This is a genomic window from Streptomyces sp. NBC_01689 (assembly GCF_036250675.1).
In the GTDB taxonomy this organism is placed as follows: domain Bacteria; phylum Actinomycetota; class Actinomycetes; order Streptomycetales; family Streptomycetaceae; genus Streptomyces.
In genome coordinates, this window is record NZ_CP109592.1 from 7,151,556 (window position 1) to 7,170,700 (window position 19,145).

Annotated in this window: 17 protein-coding genes; 8 read left to right on the plus strand and 9 right to left on the minus strand. The window is 71.1% G+C overall.

Going from position 1 to position 19,145, the window contains the following annotated elements; all coding sequences use genetic code 11:
* Nucleotides 1-80: 80 nt before the first annotated feature.
* Nucleotides 81-446: a cupin domain-containing protein gene (locus OG776_RS30555; protein ID WP_148013460.1), complete on the plus strand. Its 366-nt coding sequence runs from the start codon at nt 81-83 to the stop codon at nt 444-446.
* Between the two features lie 194 nt (nt 447-640).
* Here the strand turns inward: OG776_RS30555 and OG776_RS30560 are convergent, their stop codons facing one another.
* From OG776_RS30560 to OG776_RS30570, 3 genes are all read right to left on the minus strand, one after another.
* Entirely contained in the window at nt 641-1,960 is a 1,320-nt protein-coding gene (locus OG776_RS30560) for an MFS transporter (RefSeq protein ID WP_329322866.1), read from the minus strand.
* Between the two features lie 206 nt (nt 1,961-2,166).
* Nucleotides 2,167-2,721 (minus strand): methylated-DNA--[protein]-cysteine S-methyltransferase, encoded by a 555-nt coding sequence (locus OG776_RS30565; RefSeq protein ID WP_148013458.1) that lies wholly within the window; start codon nt 2,719-2,721, stop codon nt 2,167-2,169.
* Nucleotides 2,722-2,911: 190 nt separating this feature from the next.
* Nucleotides 2,912-3,805: a glycerophosphodiester phosphodiesterase gene (locus OG776_RS30570; protein ID WP_148013457.1), complete on the minus strand. Its 894-nt coding sequence runs from the start codon at nt 3,803-3,805 to the stop codon at nt 2,912-2,914.
* Nucleotides 3,806-4,082: 277 nt separating this feature from the next.
* Here OG776_RS30570 and OG776_RS30575 point away from each other — a divergent pair, with 277 nt between their 5' ends.
* From OG776_RS30575 to OG776_RS30600, 6 genes are all read left to right on the plus strand, one after another.
* The gene (locus tag OG776_RS30575) at nt 4,083-4,949 is read left to right on the plus strand and encodes an MHYT domain-containing protein (protein ID WP_148013456.1); all 867 of its coding nucleotides are present in this window, start codon (nt 4,083-4,085) and stop codon (nt 4,947-4,949) included.
* 40 nt (nt 4,950-4,989) lie between these two features.
* Nucleotides 4,990-7,122, plus strand: a complete 2,133-nt coding sequence (uvrB, locus tag OG776_RS30580; RefSeq protein WP_148013455.1) for an excinuclease ABC subunit UvrB — start codon at nt 4,990-4,992, stop codon at nt 7,120-7,122.
* A gap of 159 nt (nt 7,123-7,281) precedes the next feature.
* Nucleotides 7,282-7,860 (plus strand): TerD family protein, encoded by a 579-nt coding sequence (locus OG776_RS30585; protein ID WP_148013454.1) that lies wholly within the window; start codon nt 7,282-7,284, stop codon nt 7,858-7,860.
* Between the two features lie 42 nt (nt 7,861-7,902).
* Entirely contained in the window at nt 7,903-9,921 is a 2,019-nt protein-coding gene (locus tag OG776_RS30590) for a TerD family protein (RefSeq protein WP_329322867.1), read from the plus strand.
* 285 nt (nt 9,922-10,206) lie between these two features.
* Entirely contained in the window at nt 10,207-11,196 is a 990-nt protein-coding gene (locus tag OG776_RS30595; protein ID WP_148013453.1) for a TerC/Alx family metal homeostasis membrane protein, read from the plus strand.
* A gap of 153 nt (nt 11,197-11,349) precedes the next feature.
* Nucleotides 11,350-12,450 (plus strand): calcium:proton antiporter, encoded by a 1,101-nt coding sequence (locus tag OG776_RS30600; protein WP_148013452.1) that lies wholly within the window; start codon nt 11,350-11,352, stop codon nt 12,448-12,450.
* Between the two features lie 135 nt (nt 12,451-12,585).
* On the opposite strand, the gene OG776_RS30605 is transcribed toward OG776_RS30600, so the two are convergent.
* On the minus strand, nt 12,586-13,887 hold the full coding sequence (locus tag OG776_RS30605) for an MFS transporter (protein WP_329322868.1): 1,302 nt from the start codon (nt 13,885-13,887) through the stop codon (nt 12,586-12,588).
* 351 nt (nt 13,888-14,238) lie between these two features.
* Between OG776_RS30605 and aroQ the strand changes: the two genes are divergently transcribed.
* A complete protein-coding gene (gene aroQ / locus OG776_RS30610) occupies nt 14,239-14,712 on the plus strand; it encodes a type II 3-dehydroquinate dehydratase (RefSeq protein WP_148013450.1) in 474 nt (157 codons plus the stop codon).
* Between the two features lie 18 nt (nt 14,713-14,730).
* Here aroQ and OG776_RS30615 read toward each other — a convergent pair whose 3' ends face one another.
* The 5 genes from OG776_RS30615 to OG776_RS30635 all read right to left on the minus strand — a co-directional run bounded on the left by OG776_RS30615 (nt 14,731) and on the right by OG776_RS30635 (nt 19,017).
* Complete coding sequence (locus OG776_RS30615) at nt 14,731-15,483, minus strand: amino acid ABC transporter ATP-binding protein (RefSeq protein WP_329322869.1); 753 nt, start codon at nt 15,481-15,483, stop codon at nt 14,731-14,733.
* A complete protein-coding gene (locus tag OG776_RS30620; RefSeq protein WP_329322870.1) occupies nt 15,480-16,394 on the minus strand; it encodes an amino acid ABC transporter permease in 915 nt (304 codons plus the stop codon). Before OG776_RS30620 ends, OG776_RS30615 begins: the two co-directional genes overlap by 4 nt.
* Nucleotides 16,391-17,284 carry an ABC transporter substrate-binding protein gene (locus OG776_RS30625; RefSeq protein ID WP_148013447.1) on the minus strand — a complete coding sequence of 298 codons (894 nt, stop codon included), beginning with the start codon at nt 17,282-17,284 and terminating at the stop codon, nt 16,391-16,393. The genes OG776_RS30620 and OG776_RS30625 overlap by 4 nt, the downstream gene beginning before the upstream one ends.
* Before the next feature lie 339 nt (nt 17,285-17,623).
* Nucleotides 17,624-18,280 carry an MBL fold metallo-hydrolase gene (locus OG776_RS30630; RefSeq protein WP_148013446.1) on the minus strand — a complete coding sequence of 219 codons (657 nt, stop codon included), beginning with the start codon at nt 18,278-18,280 and terminating at the stop codon, nt 17,624-17,626.
* A 47-nt stretch (nt 18,281-18,327) separates the two neighbouring features.
* Complete coding sequence (locus OG776_RS30635; RefSeq protein WP_148013445.1) at nt 18,328-19,017, minus strand: maleylpyruvate isomerase family mycothiol-dependent enzyme; 690 nt, start codon at nt 19,015-19,017, stop codon at nt 18,328-18,330.
* Nucleotides 19,018-19,145: the final 128 nt, after the last annotated feature.

Here is a 19,145-nt window from a genome sequence, read left to right on the forward strand (position 1 = left end):
GGGCGGAGTCTGCTACCGGTCGCGCGTTCCGACCACCCTCCGCGCGACGCATTTCTCGAAAGCCCTTAAGGTGACCGCTCATGACCGAGAACAGCCAGGCCACCACCCCCTCCTTCGCCGTTCACATCCCCGACGCCGAGCTCGAGACGGAGCCGCTCGACCCGGGCCAGATCGTCTCCGGCACACCGGTCGTGACCGGCAAGGTGCTGTGGGAGTCGGCCGACGGCAAGCAGGTGCGGGGCATCTGGCAGATCACTCCCGGCGTGGTGACCGACACCGAGGCGAACGAGCTCTTCGTCGTCGTCAGCGGCCGCGCCACGATCGAGATCGAGGGAGGCGACGTCATCGAGGTGGGTCCGGGCGACGCGGCGGTCCTGCGCGAGGGGGACCGGACGACGTGGACGGTCCACGAGACGCTCCGCAAGGCCTACCACATCAGCCTCTAGCCTCCGGCGTCTCCAGGCTCGGGGCGTCTCCTGGCCCGGGCCCGGCCCGCCGCGGTCCGCGGCCGTCCGTGGTCCTCGGGCCGCTCCAGGTCCCGCGTTTTCGTTCAGGAGCCCGCCCCGTCTTTCTGCGGTGACCTCGCCCCGGTTCGCGCACCCGCCGTGCGCTCCGGGGCTCGCGTCACGGCGCTCTCGTCCTAGTCCAGGACCGTGGGCTTCGGGCCCGTGGTGTCCTGGAGGGCGTCCGCGGGCCGATCGGACCGGCCGCGGGTGAACAGGGCCAGCCCGCCCAACGGGAGCAGCAGGCACGCGGCGAGCAGGTTCAGCCAGCCGTAACTCGCCTCCGCGACGATGAGACCGGCGGTCGCGCCGCCCACGCCGGCCGCCGTGTTCATGGTCAGGTCGGAGACCCCCTGCGCGGCGGCCCGCGCGGCCTGCGGCACCGAGTCCGTGAGGAGCGCCGACCCCGACACCAACCCGGACGACCACCCCAGGCCCAGGAGGAAGAGCCCCGCGGCGATCCGGCCGTGGCTGCCGCCCGCCGTTCCCGCGAGCAGTGCCGCGCAGGCCAGCAGGCCCCCGGCGAGCGCGATCCCGGACAGTCGCCCGAAGTGGTCGGAGAGCCGCCCCATGAGAGGCGAGAACGCGTACATCCCCGCGATGTGGACGCTGATCACCAGCCCGATCAGATCGATGCTCGCGCCGTGGTGTCCGAGGTCGACAGGGGTCATCGACATGATCGAGACCATCGCGGTGTGGGACACGGCCACGGTCACGAGTGCCAGCCGGGCCCGCGGCGAGGCGGCGACGACGGCGAAACCCGCGCGGATCGACCGCGCGTCGGCCGACCGTTCCCCGGCCGGCGCGAGCGCCCGCGCGGTCAGCAGCGGATCGGGGCGCAGCAGGACGGCCATCAGCAGCGCCGACAGCAGGAAGACCCCGGCCGCACAGAGGAACGGACCGGCCGCCTCCGGTATCCCGAGACCCGACACGCTGCGACCGGCGGGCGCGGCGATGTTGGGCCCGAGTACCGCTCCGATCGTGGTGGCCCACACCACGTTCGAGATGGCGCGGGCCCGCCGCCGGGGCTCGGCCAGGTCCGCGGCGGCGAACCGCGACTGGAGGTTCGCCGAGGAGGCCGCGCCGAAAGCCGCCATGCCGAGCAACAGCAGGGGAAAGCTGCCGACGCGTGCGGCGACCACGACCAGGCCGGCCCCCGCCGCACCGATGAGATACGCCAGGACGAGCCCGGGCCGACGCCCCCGCCTGGTCATCAACGCGGCCAGCGGTACGGAGAGCACCGCCGTGCCGGTCACCGTCGCGGTGGGCGCGAGACCGGACAGGGACTCGGTCCCGCTGACCTGTTTGGCCAGTACGGTGGCGAGCGCGATGCCGGTGGCGACACCGAGCCCGCCGAGGATCTGGCCCGCGATCAGCACGGCGGTGACCCTGCGGCGCAGCGCCGGTATCTCCTCGATGTCGACGGACACGGCGGCCCGCCGTCCGACGGCGGTCACCGCGAACAGCCGGACAGGCCGGAAGCGGAACGAGCGGCGCCGGCGGCAGCGGGGCGGCCGGAAGCCGCGCGGGCGACCGGGGGAGACGGGGCCGAGGGGCGCACGTCGTCGGGAAATGCGGTCACGGGGCACACGGATGCGGTGGAACGGGCTCGGGTCACCGGCGCAGTCTCCAGTCCGGGCCGCGGGCGGACAAGAGGGGCACTTCAGAACAGCGGTTCCGGCAGGACGCCCTCCAGCGCCAGCAGCTTCCGCTTCGTCTCCAGTCCGCCGCCGAACCCCCCGATACCGCCGTCGCTCTCCACGACCCGGTGGCAGGGCACGACGACCGGCAGCGGATTCGAACCCATCGCCACGCCGACCGCCTGGGCCGCGCCCGGCTGTCCCACCCGCCGGGCGAGGTCGCCGTAGCCCACGACCGCGCCGTACGCGACGCCGGACTCCAGCTCGCGCAGCACCTGGCGGTTGAACCCGGAGATGAGCGACCAGTCCAACGGCAGTGCGAAGTCGCGTCGCTCACCCGCGAAATACGCCCGGACCTGACGTATCGCCTCGGCCAGGAGCGGCGACGCGGGCGCTTCGACCGGCTCGGTGCCCAGGCGCGCGGCGAGCCGCTCGAGCGCCCGGTCGCGGACCGCGTCCGTGGCGTGGAACACCACGTTCACCAGGCCGTCGTCCGTCGCCGCCAGCAGCAGCGGACCGATGTCCGTGCCGACGACGCTCCACACGACGCGATGCTCGTCCTGCCCATGGCTGTTCATGCGACCCACCGTACGACCCGCCACTGACAACGCCCCTGCCGCGCCCGTTCCCCGCCCGCGTCCCGCCTGCTCGTCGCCCGCGTCCCGCCCGGCGATCCGGTGTGACACGGACGGGGTACGGACGCGACAGGGCACGGCACGGCACCGCCCGGTGTCCGTGCCGCGTCCGGCGCGGCCCGCGGCAGGCCGGTCAGCTCTCCTGCAGCGCGCTGCGGACCACGTCGGGCTTGTTCGTGATGACGCCGTCCACGCCGTAGCCCGTCAGACGCCGGGCCGAGTCCGCGTCGTCCACGGTCCAGACGAAGACGCCCACGGGTCTTCCGTGCGGTCCCTTGAAGGCGTGGACCGCGGCGACGTAGCCGGGGGTGAGGGAGGCGCTGTCCGGGTTGATCAGGTCGGTGAACCGCGCGTACTCGCGCACCTGTGTGTACGTCGGCGTGCCCAGGAACGCCGTCGTGATCCCGGGACGCAGATCGTGGACCGTGCGCACGCTCCGCGCGCTGAAGCTCTGGACGACCAGCCGGTTGCGGAGATGGTCCGCGTCGAGCCAGCCCTCGTTGCTCAGCAGATCGAGCGTCTCCCGCTCGATGCCCGGATAGAGTTCCGGGTTCTTGATCTCCAGGACGAGCTTCTGGTGGTTGTGCGAGACCCGCTCCATGTACTGCCGCAGCGTCGGCACGCGCGTACCGGCGTACCGGCGGCCGAGCCAACTGCCCGCGTCGAGGCGCGCGATCTCCGCGGCGGTGAAGTCCTTGACCTTCCAGGGAGCCCGGCGCGGGTAGAGCTTCTCGACATCGGTCGTGCGGGCCAGCGTGGCGTCGTGGAGGACGACGAGTTTGCCGTCCTTGGTCCGCTGGACGTCGTTCTCGACCCAGTCGAAGCCCATCGCGGCGGCCTTGTCGATGGAGGCCAGGGTGTTCTCGGGCGCGTAGGCGGAGGCGCCACGGTGCGCGACGATCACGACACCGCCGTCCGGGGCGCCGGCCCGCGCGCGGGGAGCGGGCAGTATCGAGGTCGTGCCCCCCAGGAGCATGGTCCCCCCGATGAGCGCGGCGGTCGTGGCGGCGGCAACGCGCGCGTGCATGCGTACTCCTCGCGTCGGTCGATCACTTACAGCCCAAGAGTGACAGCAAGGAGTGACGCATGAGGGAGGTGCGGCGGGTGTGGGGCGAATGGAGTTGGCCAAGTCCGCTCACCGGCAACGCACAAGTGCGGTGACATCGTGATTCTTTGCCGGAAAATCGTTCGACCATTCCGGTGGGGGTCATACTCTCTGCCTCACCTCCGGCCGCCGACACGGCCCGGAGAGCGGGGGCGTTCCTGGGAATTCTGGTGCAAAAGGGCGGGAAGGACAGCCGTACATGCAGGGCACGATCGACGGCTTCAGTTACGGACTCGTCACACCGGTGGTGGCGTTCCTCATGGCCTGCCTGGGTGGCGCGCTCGGCCTGCGGTGCACCACCAGATCGATGCTCGCCACCCGTTCCTGGCGGGCCGGCTGGCTCGCGCTCGGCTCGGCCGCCATCGCCTCCGGCATCTGGACCATGCACTTCGTCGCCATGATGGGGTTCTCCGTCGAGGAGACCCCGATCCACTACGACAGACCCACCACGTTCGCGAGCCTGGGCGTGGCCATCGTCATGGTCGGCATCGGCATCTTCATCGTGGGCCACCGCGGCGCCACCGGAACGGCACTGTTCACCGGGGGCACCATCACCGGTCTGGGAATCGCCTCGATGCACTACCTGGGCATGGCCGGGATGCGCCTGAACGGGAAACTGGAGTACAACACGCTCACCGTCTCCGCCTCGGTCGTCATCGCCGTCGTCGCCGCCATCACCGCGCTGTGGGCGGCGGGGCAGGTCCGGGGGTTCCTCTGGAGCGTGGGCGCCAGCCTCGTCATGGGGCTGGCGGTCAGCGGCATGCACTACACGGGCATGGCCGCCCTCAGCGTCCACCTCCACCACACCGCCGGCACCCCCGAGGGCGACTCGGCCACCTCCCTGCTGGCGCCCATGATGATCGGCCCGCTGGTCTTCCTCTGCCTGGCCGCCGTCGTCGTGATGTTCGACCCCAGGATGGTGTCGGGCAAGCCCGACCGGCCCGCCGTCGAGCGCATCCCCGGCATTCCGGCCCACCCCGTCGGCCGACACCCCGGCCACCGGCCCCAGCGGCGACCCGGCCACGACCGCGCCCACCGGAGCGTGCGCACCCCGCAGAGCCGCTGACCGGACCCCGTTGTCAGTGCGGGGTCGTACGGTGGAACCCATGCGGCCCGTATCAAAGATCGAACGTTCGGTGGCGCCCTTCGAGGTCGTCAGCCCCTACCAGCCGAGCGGTGACCAGCCGGCGGCCATCGCCGAGCTGGAAAAGCGCGTCCGCGCAGGTGAGAAGGATGTCGTCCTGCTGGGCGCGACCGGCACCGGCAAGTCCGCCACCACCGCGTGGATGATCGAGAAACTCCAGCGCCCCACGCTCGTCATGGCACCGAACAAGACGCTGGCCGCCCAGCTGGCCAACGAGTTCCGCGAGCTGCTCCCGAACAACGCGGTCGAGTACTTCGTCTCTTACTACGACTACTACCAGCCCGAGGCCTACGTCCCCCAGTCGGACACCTACATCGAGAAGGACTCCTCGATCAACGAGGAGGTCGAACGGCTGCGCCACTCCGCGACCAACTCGCTGCTCACCCGGCGTGACGTCGTGGTCGTCGCCTCGGTCTCCTGCATCTACGGCCTCGGCACGCCGCAGGAGTACGTCGACCGGATGGTCAGCCTCAAGGTCGGCGACGAGATCGACCGCGACGACCTGCTGCGCCGCTTCGTCGACATCCAGTACACCCGTAACGACGTGGCGTTCGCCCGCGGCACCTTCCGGGTCCGCGGCGACACCATCGAGATCTTCCCGGTCTACGAGGAGCTCGCCGTCCGCATCGAGATGTTCGGCGACGAGATCGAGGCGCTCTCCACGCTGCACCCGCTCACCGGCGAGGTCATCAGCGACGACGAACAGGTCTACGTGTTCCCGGCGACCCACTACGTGGCGGGTCCCGAGCGCATGGAGCGCGCCGTCAACGACATCGAGAAGGAGCTCGGCGAGCGCCTCGCCGAACTGGAGAAGCAGGGCAAGCTCCTGGAGGCCCAGCGGCTGCGGATGCGCACCACGTACGACCTCGAGATGCTGCGCCAGATCGGTTCGTGCTCGGGTGTGGAGAACTACTCGATGCACTTCGACGGCCGTGAGCCGGGCTCCCCGCCGAACACGCTCATCGACTACTTCCCGGACGACTTCCTGCTCGTCATCGACGAGTCGCACAACACCGTGCCGCAGATCGGCGCCATGTACGAGGGTGACGCCTCCCGCAAGCGCACGCTCGTCGACCACGGCTTCCGGCTGCCCTCGGCCCTGGACAACCGCCCCCTAAAATGGGAGGAGTTCCAGGAGCGGATCGGGCAGACCGTCTACCTGTCGGCGACCCCGGGCAAGTACGAGCTGTCCCGCGCCGACGGCTACGTCGAGCAGATCATCCGGCCCACCGGCCTGATCGACCCCGAGGTCGTCGTCAAACCCACCGAGGGCCAGATCGACGACCTGGTGCACGAGATCCGCGAGCGCACCGCGAAGGACGAACGCGTCCTGGTCACCACACTCACCAAGAAGATGGCCGAGGACCTGACCGACTACTTCCTGGAACTCGGCATCCAGGTGCGCTATCTGCACAGCGACGTCGACACCCTGCGCCGGGTCGAGTTGCTGCGCGAGCTGCGCGCGGGTGAGTTCGACGTCCTCGTCGGCATCAACCTGCTGCGGGAGGGCCTCGACCTGCCCGAGGTGTCCCTGGTCGCGATCCTCGACGCCGACAAGGAGGGCTTCCTGCGCTCCGGCACCTCCCTGATCCAGACCATCGGCCGCGCGGCGCGCAACGTCTCCGGCCAGGTCCACATGTACGCGGACCGGATCACCCCGGCGATGGAGAAGGCCATCGACGAGACCAACCGACGGCGCGAGAAGCAGGTCGCGTACAACGAGGAGCGGGGCATCGACCCCCAGCCCCTCCGCAAGAAGATCAACGACATCGTGGCGCAGATCGCCCGCGAGGACGTCGACACGGAGCAGCTGCTCGGCTCGGGCTACCGCAAGGGGAAGGACGGCAAGGGCGCCAAGGCCCCGGTGCCCTCGCTCGGCGGCAAGGCGGCCAAGTCCGCCAAGTCCGCCAAGAACGCCGCGAAGGTCCCGACCGACCGCCCCGCTGCCGAGCTCACCGAACAGATCGAGGAGCTGACGGAGCGCATGCGGGCCGCCGCGGCCGACCTCCAGTTCGAGATCGCGGCCCGGCTGCGCGACGAGGTGTCGGAGATGAAGAAGGAACTGCGTCAGATGAAGGAAGCGGGCCTGGCCTGACGCCCCCTCGACCGCACCGGACCCCGGCGGACACGCGCTGTGTTGCAAGACCGACACAAAGCGCGCCACGGGGTTCGGCACGGTCGGTGGCGCTGCGTAGGGTTCTGGTCATCCGTGGACTCCACGGCAACAGGGGACAGTTCGAGAGGGGATCAGCGCGTGACGGTCAACATGACCAAGGGTCAGGCCATCAGTCTGCAGAAGAACGACGGGGGCACCCTCAGCGCGGTGCGCATGGGGCTCGGCTGGCAGGCGGCCCCCCGGCGCGGCCTGTTCGGCTCGCGCACCCGGGAGATCGACCTCGACGCCTCCGCCGTGCTGTTCGCGGACAAGCAGCCCGTCGACGTGGTGTTCTTCCGTCACCTCGTCAGCGACGACGGCTCCGTGCGGCACACCGGTGACAACCTGGTCGGCGGCGCGGGCCAGGGCGGTGACGACGAGTCGATCCTCGTCGACCTGCAGCGCATCCCGGTCCACATCGACCAGATCGTCTTCACCGTGAACTCCTTCACGGGACAGACGTTCCAGGAGGTGCAGAACGCGTTCTGCCGGCTGGTCGACGAGACCAACGGCCAGGAGCTCGCCCGCTACACCCTCGCGGGCGGCGGCCAGTACACCGCCCAGATCATGGCGAAGGTGCACCGCTCCGGCTCGGGCTGGCAGATGACGGCCATCGGCACACCCGCCAACGGCCGCACCTTCCAGGACCTGATGCCCACGATCCAGCCGCACCTGTAGACGGCCCGGCAGCAGGCACGAACGACACGGGGGGACAAGGCGATGACGGCCGAGCTGGTCCGGGGGCAGAACCACCCGCTCTCCCAGGTCCGACTTGAGGTCCGGGTCTCGGCGGGCCGGCCGGTCGTGGCCGGGGCCACGCTCAGTGACGAGCAGGGCAGGGTCCGGGGCGTCGAGTGGGTGGCGCACCCGGGCGCGCCCACTCTTCCCGGACTTGAGGTCTCCAAGCAGGCGGCGGCGGACCACCGCCTCGCCTTCGATCTCGACGCCCTGCCGGGGACCGTGCACCGGGTCAGCGTCCTGCTCGCGCTCCCGACCGGCGCCGGTCCGGCCCGGTTCGGCGCCGTGGCCGCCCCCTTCGTCGCCGTGACCGGCCTCGACGGTTCCGAGGTCGCCAGCTACACCCTCACCGGTCTGGACAGCGAGTCGGCCGTCGTCGCCCTGGAGCTCTACCGCAGACAGGGCGCCTGGAAGGTGCGGGCCGTGGGCCAGGGGTACGCGGGCGGCCTCGCCGATCTCCTCGCCGACCAGGGACTGCCCGAGGCCCGCCGGCTCGCTGACAGCATCAACGAGGCGGTGGCACAGGGGCTCGCCCGCTCGGTGTCGGCGCCTCCGCCCCGTACGCCGGAGGGGGACCGCTCACGGCAGGCGGCCGCCTCGGCACCGGGACCCGACCAGCCCCACCCCGGACCACAGGGCGCCCCCGGGACCGTGCCCCCGCCCTCGTCCCCGTACGACACGCCCGGCGGTCAGGGGGACACCGTGCCCCGGCAGGCGTATCAGGGCGGCGGTGCGCAGACCGACCCCTCAGGCGTCGCCCAGCCGGCCCCGCCCGCCGGCGGCCCCATCGACTACAGCCACCCCGGCCGGCAGACCTCGGCGCCTCCGCCACCCCCGCCGACCGCGCCCCCGACCCCGCCGGGACAGCCCGCGCGGCCCGTCGCGGGCGACGCGACCGGCTGGTCCATGGAGGAGCGGCTCTACAACCAGGTGTGGGGGATGTTCGAGGACCTGGCCCGCGCCACGGCCGCCTATCGCAGTGCCGTCGACTTCGCCGACTCCCGCATGGAGCAGGAGCTCGACAGGGCGCTGTCCGACCCGCGCAGCCGCATCGGCGGACACGGCGACGCCGCCCGCGAGGTCGCGCAGGCCAAGCACGCCGACCTGGTCGACCAGGCCCGCGCCGCGCTCGACCGCGACCTCGCCCAGCTCACCGCCGAGTCCGAGGTGGTCGAGCCCGCGCTGCCGGCGGCGTACGCACGCTGGGACAACCCGGTGTGGCACGCCTACCGGGTGCCCATGGAGATCCCCATGGCCGTGCGCCTCGGTGACCTCCGGCTGCCCGAGAGCGGAGAGCTGAGCATTCCGCTGCTGGTCCGGCTGCCGCTGGAGCGCGGTCTGTGGATCGACAGCGGACGAACCACGCGCGAGGACTCGCTCGCCGACCCCGACGAGCTGCGCCGGCTCGCGATGGACACGGCGGTGGCGAACGCCGCGCGGCTCCTCGCCGTCTATCCCGTGGGCGAGTTCACGGTGCACGTCATCGATCCGGCCGGTTCCGCGGCCTCGTCCCTCGCGCCGCTGGTGCGCTCAGGGGTGCTCGCCGGCCCGCCGGCCGCGGGCGCCACGGGTGTGGCCGACGTCCTGACCCGGCTCACCCAGCGTGTCGACCTGGTGCAGATGGCGGTGCGCGGCAGAGCCGCCGACGCGTTGCCGCCCGGTCTCGACACCGCGGAGCAGCTGCTGATCGTCAACGACTTCCCGCACGGTTTCGACGACCGTGCCGTGACCCAGCTGCGGTATCTCGCGGACGAGGGACCGGCCGTCGGCGTCCATCTGATGGTGGTGGCCGACCGGGAGGACGCAGCGGGCTTCGGGCCCCTGCTGGATCCCATGTGGCGTGCGCTGCTGCGGCTCTCACCGGTCCCCGACGATCACCTCGCCGACCCCTGGGTCGGCCACGCCTGGACGTACGAGCCCGCGCTCGTCCCGCGGGGCAGCGAGGTGCTCCAGCAGGTGCTCTCCCGGGTCGCCGCAGCTCGCCGTCCTTGGGATCGTTGAACCTTCGAAGCGCTTCACCAAGCATCGGTAAAGCGCTCTGACCAGCGAATTTGGTACTTCTTTTACTAATCCCTTTACCTTCACTTGGTAATTCGGGTACTCTCGTTCTCACGGAGGGGAGTACTCCCTACCTGCTGCGGCGAGCCCGTCAATACGGATCAGGCCAGATCCCGGGGCGTCGGCCCGTGACCGGAAGGCGCATCACGCGCCCCACCGGACACGGGTGGAAGAGACCTCCGGTAGCGACGACGCTGAAATCTGCCGTTACGTACTGCCGGAGGCGCAGTGGATGTTTCCTTGACCCTTTGGGTCCTCACGATCCTGGGCCTTGCCGCCCTCATCACGGTCGACTTCTTCATCGGCCGCAAACCGCACGACGTCTCGATCAAGGAAGCCGGAATCTGGACACTCGTCTGGATCGCCCTGGCCGGCCTGTTCGGGCTGGGGCTGCTTCTCTTCTCCGGCGGCCAGCCGGCCGGAGAGTTCTTCGCGGGCTTCATCACCGAGAAGTCGCTGAGCGTGGACAACCTCTTCGTCTTCGTCCTGATCATGGCGAAGTTCGCGGTGCCCTCGCAGTACCAGCAGCGTGTACTCCTCATCGGTGTGCTCATCGCGCTCGTCCTGCGCGCGGTCTTCATCGCCGCCGGCGCCGCGATCATCGCGAACTTCGCGTGGGTCTTCTACATCTTCGGCGCCTTCCTCATCTACACGGCCTGGAAGCTGATCCAGGAGGCCCGGGCCGACGAGGACGAGGAGGAGTTCGAGGAGAACCGCCTGCTCAAGGCGGCGGAGCGGCGCTTCGGCGTGGCCGACCGCTACCACGGCACCAAGCTGTGGATCCAGCAGAACGGCAAGCGCGTCATGACCCCGATGCTGGTCGTGATGCTCGCGATCGGCACCACCGACGTGCTCTTCGCCCTGGACTCCATCCCCGCGATCTTCGGCCTGACCCAGGACCCGTACATCGTGTTCACGGCCAACGCGTTCGCGCTGATGGGTCTGCGTCAGCTGTACTTCCTGATCGGCGGCCTGCTGAGGAAGCTGGTCCACCTCTCCTACGGCCTGTCCGTCATCCTCGGCTTCATCGGCGTCAAACTCGTCCTGCACGCGCTCCACGAGTCCGGCGTCCACGTCCCCGAGATATCCATCCCCGTCTCGCTCGGCGTGATCTGCGCGGTCCTGGTCGTCACGACCATCACCAGCCTGGTCGCGAGCAGGAAGCAGGCGGCCCGGGAGAACGCGGAAGATGCCCGGAAGGACAGCATCGACGTCTGACCCCGCCGGACGCGAGGACGGGCGTCCAAGGAGGGGCGCGCACAGAACCGACGCGCGCCCCTCCTGCCCCTCCCGCCGCTCCTGGTCACAGGGTGCGGCGGGTCACCGGGTCATCGGAATGCGGAGGCCGCCCGCGACTGCGACGATCGCTGCATGATCGCTCCGCTCCGGTCACTGCTCACACGGTGGACGGCCGTCGTGCCCGTGGTCGCGGTGGTCCTGCTCGTCCTCACCTGGGGGCGTCATCTGCCCGGCGCGATGGTCGGGCTGGTGACCCTGGTGCTCGCGGGAGCGGTGCTGTCGGCCGTCCACCACGCGGAGGTGGTGGCGCACCGGGTCGGCGAGCCCTTCGGCTCCCTCGTCCTCGCCGTCGCCGTCACGATCATCGAGGTCGCCCTGATCGTCACCCTGATGGCGGACGGCGGAGCCAAGACCTCGACGCTCGCCCGCGACACGGTGTTCGCGGCGGTGATGATCACCTGCAACGGCATCGTCGGGGTGTGTCTGCTCGTCGCGTCCCTGCGTCACGGACTCGCCGTCTTCAATGCCGAGGGCACCGGCGCGGCCCTCGCGACCGTCGCCACGCTCGCCACCCTCAGCCTGGTCTTCCCGACCTTCACCACCAGCAAGCCGGGACCCGAGTTCTCCACGACCCAGCTCACCTTCGCCGCCCTCGCCTCACTCGTCCTGTACGGCCTGTTCGTGACGACCCAGACCGTGCGGCACCGCGACTACTTTCTCCCGATCACCCGCCAGGGCCAGGTGATCGACGTGGACGACCACGCCGACGCCCCGACCTCCCGCGCCGCCGGGGTCAGCCTGGGACTGCTCGCCCTCGCGCTCGTGGGCGTGGTCGGCCTCGCCAAGGGCGTCTCGCCCACCATCGAGTCCGGTGTGGAGGCGGCCGGGATGCCTCAGTCCGTGGTCGGCGTGATCATCGCCCTGCTCGTGCTCCTGCCCGAGACCATCGCCGCGCTGCGGTCGGCCCGTCGCGACCGTGTGCAGACCAGCCTCAACCTGGCTCTCGGCTCCGCGATGGCCAGCATCGGCCTGACGATCCCCGCGGTCGCGCTGGCGTCCGTCTGGCTCTCCGGGCCGCTCGTGCTCGGCCTCGGTCCCACCCATATGGTCCTGCTCGTGCTGACCGTGGTCGTGAGCTCCCTGACCGTCGTCCCGGGACGCGCCACGCCGCTCCAGGGAGGCGTCCATCTGGTGCTGTTCGCCGCCTACCTGGAACTGGCGGTCACCCCCTAGACGGCCCCGCTCGGCCTCCGGGCCCGGACACGCCACCCCTGCCGGGCGCTTCGCCGCCTCCGGACCCGGACATGCCACCCTTGCCCGGCGTTCCGCCGCCCCCGTAGCCGACCGCCGTCCCTCGGCCCCCGGTGTTCATTCGGTGACGGCCGAGGCGGCCAGGCGGGGTACCGGGCGGGTCTCCGGCAGGAGCACGAAGCACCCAAGGCTGAGCAGCGCGACCCCCGTCAGATAGGCGGCCACACCCCAGGGGACCCGCTCTCCGTCGGCCACCGCAGTCGCCACGATCGGGGTGAGGGCTCCCCCGAGGACCCCTCCCAGGTTGTAGCCCACCGCCGCGCCCGTGCAGCGCACCCGGGGCTCGAACAGTTCCGGAAGATACGCGGCGATCACCGCGAACATCGTGATGAAGGCGAGCAGTGCGACCAGGAATCCGAGGAACATCAGGAGCGGTTCCCCGGTCGACAGCAGCCCGATCATCGGGAACATCCACAGGGCGGCGGCCGTGCACCCCGCCAGGCACAGCGGACGCCGTCCGTAACGGTCGCCGAGCAGTGCGAAGACGGGCGTCAGCGAGCCCTTGACCACCACGGCCGCCATGATGCAGGCCAGCATGACCGTGCGGCTCACGCCGAGCCGCTCGACTCCGTAGGCCAGCGCCCAGGTCGTCACGGCGTAGAAGAGCGCGTAGCCGACCGCGAGCCCGCCGGCCGTCAGCAGCACCAGCCGCCAGTGGTGGCGCGCCACCTCGAGGATCGGCGCCCGCGAGTGGTCCCGCACCTCCAGGAACCGCGGACTCTCGGGGAGCGAGCCGCGCAGCCACAGTCCCGCCACCACGAGCACGCCCGAGGCCCAGAACGGCACGCGCCATCCCCACGAGGCGAACTGCGCGTCGGACAGTGTCGCCGACAGCACCAGCATCACGCCGTTGGCCAGCACGAATCCCAGTGAGGGGCCCATCTGCGGGAAGCTCGACCACAGTCCACGGCGTTCGGCGGGGGCGTGCTCGGCGGTCAGCAGGACCGCCCCGCCCCACTCCCCACCCAGCCCGAGCCCCTGCAGGAACCGCAGCACGAGCAGGAGCGCGGGTGCGGCCACGCCGAGGGTGCCGTAGGTCGGGACGCAGCCGACCGCGACCGTCGCGGCGCCGGTCAGCAGCAGTGAGGCGACGAGCACCGGGCGACGCCCGTGCCGGTCCCCGATGTGCCCGAAGAGCACCGAGCCGAGAGGGCGGGCGACGAAGCCGACGCCGAACGTCGCGAAGGCCGCGAGCGTCCCCGCCAGCGGCGAGAAGGTGGGGAAGAACAGGGGACCGAGGACGAGCGCGGCGGCGGTGCCGTAGACGAAGAAGTCGTAGAACTCGATGGCCGTCCCGACGAGCGAGGCGGCCGCGAGCCGGAGCATGGAGGGCGCCCTCACGGAGCGTACGTCGTGCATACCGGGTCAACTACCCACAGTCACCAACGGTTACGGGGGGTGTGAGGGAGTGAAAGGCGTGTCCGCAGGTGGCGGTGTTGCGCCGGGGTGTCCGCCCGGTCCGGGTCACTCCCCGTAGCGGGCGGTCTGTCCGGGGGCGCGGGTGGGACGGCCGTGCTCCGGGTCCACGGGAGCGGTCGTGCTCCGAGGCGCGGGAGCCGGCCGCGCTCCCCGTCCGAGGCGGTCATGAGGGCCGGAGGCCGGGCCGCGAGGGAAGCGAACGGACGGTCACGGACACGGCGCACCGTGATAGACCGGGGTCCGAGCAGCGGTCCTCGAAGGGCCGGCAGACCTGGAAGGACCGGAGGAACCGTGCCCCGCACCCTCGCCACCGCCCCGATCATGATCCTGAACGGGCCCAATCTGAACCTCCTCGGGCAGCGGCAGCCGGAGATCTACGGTTCCGCCACGCTCGCCGACGTCGAGGCCCTGTGCGTCGGTGCGGCGGCCGCGCACGGTGGCACGGTGGACTTCCGCCAGTCCAACCACGAGGGCGAACTGGTCGACTGGATCCACGAGGCGCGCGGGAACCACGCGGGGATCGTGATCAACCCGGCCGCCTACTCGCACACCTCGGTCGCGATCCTGGATGCGCTCAACACCTGTGACGGTCTGCCGGTGGTGGAGGTCCACATCTCCAACATCCACCAGCGCGAGGCGTTCCGGCACCACTCCTACGTCTCGCTGCGGGCCGACGGGGTCATCGCCGGATGCGGTGTCCAGGGCTATGTCTTCGCGGTGGAGCGGGTCGCGGCGCTGGCCGGAACGGGGAAGACGGAAGCCTGACCGGCAGGGGCACGGGGTTCAGAGCCGTCCCGCCTCCACGATCCGGCTCAGGAACCGGCGGGTGCGCTCCTCGCGGGGGTCCCCGAAGACCTGCTCCGCCGTGCCGCGTTCGAGGACCACACCGCCGTCCAGGAAGCACACCTGGTCGGCCACCTCGCGGGCGAAGCCCATCTCGTGGGTGGCCAGCACCATGGTCATGCCCTCGCCCTTCAGGTCCCGGACGACGGCCAGGACCTCGCCGACGAGTTCCGGGTCGAGGGCGGCGGTGATCTCGTCGAGGAGGAGCAGCCGGGGACGTAGGGCCAACGCGCGGACGATCGCGGCCCGTTGCTGCTGGCCGCCACTGAGCCGGTCGGGATACTCGCCGGCCTTGGCGCCGAGACCGAGCCGGTCGAGCAGTTCCCGGGCGCGCGCCTCCGCCTCGGCGCGGCTCGCGCCGTGCACCCGGCGCGGGGCGAGCGTGACGTTCTCCAGGACCGTCATGTGCGGAAAGAGGTTGTACGCCTGGAAGACCACGCCGATGCGGCGGCGGACGGCGTCCTGGTCGGCCCGGGGATCGGTGATCTCCTCGTCGTCGAGCCAGATCGCTCCGTCGTCGATCTCCTCCAGGAGGTTGGCGCAGCGCAGCAGGGTCGACTTGCCCGAGCCGGAGGTGCCGATCAGCGCGGTCACCGTGTGCTGCGGGACGTCCAGGTCGACGTCCCGCAGGACCACCGTCTCGCCGAAGGTCTTGCGGACGGACTCCATCCGCAGCACCGGGGTGTCGGTCATAGGGTCCCTCCTTGTGCCCGCCGACGGTCCATCCGGGCCGTGACCCAGTCCGTGAAGCGGGTCATCGGGATGGTCAGGGCGACGAAGACCAGTCCCGCGACGATGTACGGCGTGTAGTTGAGGCTGCGGCCCACGATGATGTCCGCGGCGCGCACCGCGTCGACCGCGCCCCCGATCGACACGAGCCCGGTGTCCTTCTGCAGGGAGACCAGGTCGTTGAGGAGCGGCGGCACCTGGCGGCGGACGGCCTGGGGGAGGACCACGTACCGCAGGGCCTGCCGGTTGGTGAGACCGAGCGCGCGGGCCGCCGCGCGCTGCGAGGGGTGGACCGACTCGATGCCGGCCCGGAACACCTCGGCGACGTAGGCGGAGTACGTCAGGGTGAGCGCCGTGCCGCCGAGCAGCACCGGGTCCACGGTGACGCCCTGCAGCCGCAGGGCGGGGACACCGAGGACCACGATCATCAGGTTGATGATCAGCGGGAGGCCGCGGAAAAAGTCCGTGTACGCGGCGGCGAGCGCGCGCACCGGGAAGAACACCGGGCCGCGCAGGGTGCGGGCGACGGCGATCAGCATGCCCAGGACGAGGACGGCGACACCGCAGACCATGAGCAGCCGGACGTTGAGCCAGAGCCCCTCCAGGACCTTGGGGAACGCCTCGCGCGCGTACCGGCCGTCGAAGAACGTCTCCTTGGTGCGCTGCCAGCCGGGCGCGCTGACGACGACGAGGTACAGGACGGCGCCGGTCACCAGGGTGGAGAGCGCCGCGATCGCGGTCGCGCGGCGGGCGCGGGCACGCCGGTAGCGCTCCCGTTCGATACGGCGCGGCGACGGGACGTACGCCCCGGGCGGCTCACCGCCGGGGGAGTCCTCGCCCGCGCCCTCTCCCGACTCCTCCTTCGTGACGGTCACTTGAGCACCGGGGCGTCGACGGCCTCGGACAGCCACTGCTTCTCGATCGCGGCGAGCGTGCCGTCCGCGCGCAGGGCGTCCACGGCCTTCGTCACGCACGGGGTGAGCGCGCTGCCCTTGTCGAGCACGAGTCCGAACTGCTCGGGCGTGCCGGTGGTGTTCTCGAACTGTCCGACGATCTTCGCGTCCGTCACCTCGGCCGCCGTGATGTAGAAGGCGGTCGGCAGGTCGACCACGATGGCGTCGACCTGGCCGTTCTTGAGCGCGGACTTGGCCTGGTCGTTCTTGGCGTACGCGGCGGGCTGCCGGTCCGGCTTCACCACGTCGTCGATGTAGTCGAGGCTGGTGGTGCCGACCTGGGCGCCGAGCTTCACCTCCTTGAGGTCGGCGAGGCTCTTCGCGCGGGCCGCCTGGGAGCCCTTGAGCGCGATGACGGCCTGGCGGACGTCGTAGTAGCCGGAGGAGAAGTCCACGGCCTTCTTGCGCTCGGCACTGATGGACACCTGGTTGATGTCGAAGTCGAAGGTCTTCTCGCCGGGCGCGAAGGCCTTGTTGAAGGGGACGGTCTGCCAGACGACCCGGGAGCTGTCGTAGCCGAGCTGTTTCGCCACGGCGTAGGCGACCGCCGATTCGAAGCCCTTGCCGTTGCCGGGCTTGTCGTCCTTGAACCAGGGTTCGTACGCGGGTTCGTCGGTCGCGATCGTCAGCCGCTCCGACGTCCGGGTGCCCAACGCGCCCTTCGCACAGGTCTCCCCGGTCTCCCGGCCCTTCCCGGAAGCACTGTCGGAGGCCTTGTCCTCGGGCTGCGGGGCGCAGCCCACGGCGATGGCGAGCAGGGCGACGAGAGCGGTGGACGCGGCGCGGCGCAGGGCGCGTTGGGCGAGAGGCATGGCGGGAGAGTGACAGTGCACCCTGCCGTCTGTCGAGGTCACGGCGGTAATTGTCCGCATGGTGGGAACGGGTGTTGCAGCCTTGTGAACGCGCGGTGGGACGTCCCGCCGACCGGTCCGGCGAGGGCGTGGCCGGGGCCGCCGGCCGAGGGCGGGGAAAGGAGGCCGGCGGCCCGCTCCGCAACGGGAGCCGTCATCCCGTACGGGGCTGCTTCCAGTGGACTGCACCACCGCGCGCGCCGGGAGCGCGCGCGGGGCACCGGCGCGTGCGTCCGATTCACACGGGGCGCGCACTCCACGTCTCACGCCCCGGCGTTCACGCCACAGGCCGGCGTGTGATCACCAGCCGCGCGCGTGCCACTCCGGCAGGTGGGGCCGCTCGGCGCCCAGGGTCGTGTCGTTGCCGTGCCCGGGGTAGACCCAGGTCTCGTCCGGCAGCGGCTCGAAGATCTTCGTCTCCACGTCGTGGATCAGGCTGGCGAACGCCTCCGGGTCCTTGCGGGTGTTGCCCACACCGCCCGGGAACAGGCAGTCCCCCGTGAAGACATGAGGGTGTCCGTGCGGGTCGTCGTAGACGAGGGCGATGGAGCCGGGCGTGTGTCCCACGAGGTGGCGCGCGGTGAGCTCCACCCGTCCCACCCGGATCGTGTCGCCGTCGCCCACCAGGACGTCGGTGGGCACCGGGATGCCCTCCGCGTCTTCCCGGCCCGCGTACGTGCGGGCGCCGGTCGCGGCCACGATCTCGTCGAGCGCCTGCCAGTGGTCGCCGTGCCGGTGGGTGGTGACGACGGACGCGATGCCGTCGTCACCGATCAGCGTCAGCAGCGCCGAGGCGTCGTTGGCGGCATCGATCAGCAGCTGTTCGTCGGTGGCCCGGCAGCGCAGCAGATAGGCGTTGTTGTCCATCGGGCCGACCGCGACCTTGGAGATCATCAGGTCCTGCAGTTCGTGCACTTCGGCGGGTCCGCCGACCTTCACCGCTCCGCTGTACGTCATGGCGGCCAGCCTATAGCCGGGGGACCGGGCCGGGGGCCCGTGCCGGCCTACAGCGGCGGGAGCGTCGGCAGCGGTCCGCCCTCGACCCGCAGCGCCGCTCCGTCGCGCCGGCCGCAGAGCCAGCCGAGCAGGTCGGCGGCCGGACCGCGCACGGCGACCGGTCCGCCCCCGGCACCACCGCCGGTCGTCCAGACCTGTCCGTCGTCGGTGGCCAGGCCCGTGGACGGCACGTCCTCGTGGCCGCCGAACCGCTCGGCGAGGAAGCCGATCTCCCGCGTCACGAACTCCGCCGGGAGATCCTCCAGCTCGTAGCCGATGCCGAGGTCGACGTGGTGCAGCGCGACCTCCACCCACCGCCGGAACGGCACCCGGGCCGCGGTGTCGGTGACCCCGTTGCGCAGCTCCACCGTCCGTGACCAGTCCGCGGGCACGTCCCCGGTCTTCTGGAAGCGGGCCGCGCTCTCGCGGACGTCGGCGAGCTGGACGTCCAGGGGGCGCGGGGCGTCCCGCTCGATGTCGGCGTCCCGGGCGTCCCCGGAGACGTACATGGGGCGCCCGTCGAGGACGTTCACCAGAGCGTCCGCGTTGCGGGCGAGGTGGGCCAGCACATGGCCGCGGTTCCAGCCGGGCAGCCGTGACGGCTCGGACGCGGACGCGTTGTCCAGTGCGGCGGCTGCGTTGAGCAGTCGTTCGGTCGCGTCACGTACAGACGCCAGGTCGCGCACATGATCCATCATGGGGCCGACCCTAGCCCCGCCACACGTTCGGGTGAAGGTGGTCGACCACCCCCGCTAATCGAATGCGCGTGCTATAAGCTCGGGCGCGGCGTCGGGCATGCTGGAGAGTCCGGGATTGTTCTGAACCA